Annotated in this window: 2 protein-coding genes; both read right to left on the reverse strand. The window is 59.1% G+C overall.

Translation table 11 applies throughout. The features are described 5' to 3' along the window. Positions 1–290: 290 nt before the first annotated feature. The gene (locus tag QOC89_RS29625) at positions 291–839 is read right to left on the reverse strand and encodes a peroxiredoxin (RefSeq protein WP_323048294.1); all 549 of its coding nucleotides are present in this window, start codon (positions 837–839) and stop codon (positions 291–293) included. Between the two features lie 185 nt (positions 840–1,024). Continuing rightward, positions 1,025–2,374 (reverse strand): ATP-binding protein, encoded by a 1,350-nt coding sequence (locus QOC89_RS29630; protein WP_054039512.1) that lies wholly within the window; start codon positions 2,372–2,374, stop codon positions 1,025–1,027. Positions 2,375–2,594: the final 220 nt, after the last annotated feature.

Genomic DNA, 2,594 nt, shown 5'->3' on the forward strand with positions numbered 1-2,594 from the left:
CTGATGAGCGCGTTGTCACTGACGCTGAGTGTGCGAGAGCACGGATTCCAGATGTACCACTGCCACGACTGTGCGAGGGACCCGCTTATGAGCTGGCGGGTTGAGCGGCTTTCTTTGCTTATCTTTCTTTGCCGCGGCAAAGAAAGTAAGTGCCGCCCCGCACAGGGGCGACGCTAATAGACCAATAAGAAATCAAGGAAAGGCCAAAAAAATCAGATGAAGCAAATACCAAAGAGCCAATTCAAGGAAAGGCCAAAAAATCAGATCAAGAATAGACCAAGCACCAGGCTCTACAACGTAGACCCCCCCACCGCCCGATTGCAAGCGCACATTTCATCCGTCTGCAAACCGTCCAGAACCCGCAGCACTTCTTCCGGATTACGCCCGACGTTCAAGTTGTTCACCGAAACGTGCTGGATCGTGTTGTCCGGATCGACTATGAACGTGGCCCGTAGCGCCACGCCTTCTTCCGCGTCACGCACGCCCAGCTGATCGATCAGCTCACCCTTCACGTCGCCGAACGAATAATGGTTCAGCTTGCTCAGGTCCTTATGCTCACGGCGCCATGCCAGCTTGACGAATTCGTTGTCCACGCTGCCGCCCATCAAGACCGTATCGCGCTCTTCGAAATCCTTGGCCAGTTTGCCGAATTCCACGATCTCCGTCGGACAGACGAACGAAAAATCCTTAGGGTAGAAATAGATAATCTTCCACTTGCCCGGAAACGACTGCTCCGTGATCTCCTCGAATGCGGAAACGCCATGCTCTTCGTGGTGATTGAAGCCCGGCTTGGCCGCCGTGACGGTAAATGCTTCGACTTTGTCGCCAACGGTTTTCATGCGAATACTCCTTCGACTGATGGAAAAATTGCATGTTGAGGCTACAGGTTCGCCGTAATGAGCCCGTGATTCGTCTGCGATCTTGACCTATTGGATCATTCGTCCCGTCGTTTTATCCTGGCAAGTCGCGTGCTGATAGTCGACGCTGCCGGTGGTCGCAGGAACCGTGCGGAGGCGCGGAAAAATCAGGCGCCTTTTGCCAGCGGAAACTCGATCGTCACTTCAAGCCCCGGGCCCGGCGTGCGGTTGCGCAGTCGCAGCGCGCCGCGATACCGGCCGACCAGTCGCTGCACAATGGCCATGCCCAGTCCCGTGCCGTTCGCCTGAGTGCGCGCAGAGTTCACACGGTAAAACGGTCGTGTGACAAGGGCCAGTTGGTCCTCAGGAATTCCAGGGCCTTCGTCTACAACGGACAACTCGACCCGTGAGTGTGACACCCGCGTTTCGAGAATCACATGCGGTATGCCGTCGCCATCGCTCAAGCCGTACTTGCGCGCGTTCTCCAGCAGATTGCCGACCACGCGCCGCATGTCGGTTTCATCGGCCTCGATCACCGCCGATGGCGCAAGACGCGTGATCAGCCGCATGCTGTCCTCGCTCTGCATCCGCGCGGCCAGTTCGCCGGCGATCACCGACAGATCGACAGGCTCCGGTACCCGCTGCACCGGACGAGCGTAATCGAGGAACCGGCCGATGATCATGTCCATCTGCTCGATGTCGTCGACCATCGCGTCTTTGGTGGCCTGATCGGACGGGCTCATTTCGGTTTCGAGCCGCAGTCGTGCAAGCGGTGTGCGCAGATCGTGTGAAATGCCCGCGAGCATCAGCGCGCGGTCAGCCTCGAGTTGTTCGAGGTCCTGCACCATCTGATTGAAACTGCGATTGGTCTCGGCAGCGACACCCATGCCGCGTTCTGGCAAGGGCTCAGGCGACTGGCCGGAGCCGACCTTGCGCGCGGCCATCGCGAGCCGGGCAAACGGGCGGTTCACGAGACTTGTGATGAACGCCGCGCCGAACAGGGATAGCGCCAGCGCGAACACGCCCCAGCCGGCCCACTGCAAGCCTGTCGCGTTGTCCAGTTGGTCACGGTCGAGCGCTACCCAGTAGTCGTCGTCGTCGATCTTGAAGCTGATCCAGACGCCGGGGATGTCGTTGACACTCTGCGCAATGACCGTGTCGTCGCCGAGACGGCCGCGAATGTCGTGTTCGATCAGCCGGTTCAGCGACTCGTCGGGCTGCAGTTTGTACTTGTCGGTGGTTTCGCGCGGGTACACGCGCACCCCTTCATTGCTCTCCAGATCCTGCAGCAGCGCGCGCCGCAGGTCGGGATCGGAATAGAGGAGTGCGGTACGGGTGAGCTTGACGATAGCGACCAGTTGCAAAGCGACGCGCTGTGCGCGCGGCTCGCGTTCGATCACCCGAAAGCTCTGGAACCACGCGGCGAGACTGACTGCGATCAACAGCGCGATCAACAGAAAGGTCCGCCAGAAAAGGCCGCCGAACGCGAGCGTCAGGAGGCGCCGGTCGATCCGCATGGGCCCTTCTTATCTGGAAATATCTGGCATGAGAGCCGAGTAAGTGCTTTGCATGAGCCTTGAGTGATCGCGCTGAAGCACGAACTCCGGTCGACAGTTGAAGCGCCAACTCTGGTCGACAGCTTTGCATGGGACCAGAGATAAGGCGCTGAAGCGCCAACTCTGGTCGACAGCTTTGCACGGGACCAGAGGTAAGGCGCTAAAGCGCCAACTCTGGACG

The organism is Paraburkholderia sp. (assembly GCF_034668105.1).
Taxonomy (GTDB): domain Bacteria; phylum Pseudomonadota; class Gammaproteobacteria; order Burkholderiales; family Burkholderiaceae; genus Paraburkholderia.

Bases quoted from the DNA above. Each gene is read 5' to 3' on its own strand.
- QOC89_RS29630 (WP_054039512.1), bottom strand. From the start codon at position 2,374: ATGCGGATCGACCGGCGCCTCCTGACGCTCGCGTTCGGCGGCCTTTTC.
- QOC89_RS29625 (WP_323048294.1), bottom strand. From the start codon at position 839: ATGAAAACCGTTGGCGACAAAGTCGAAGCATTTACCGTCACGGCGGCC.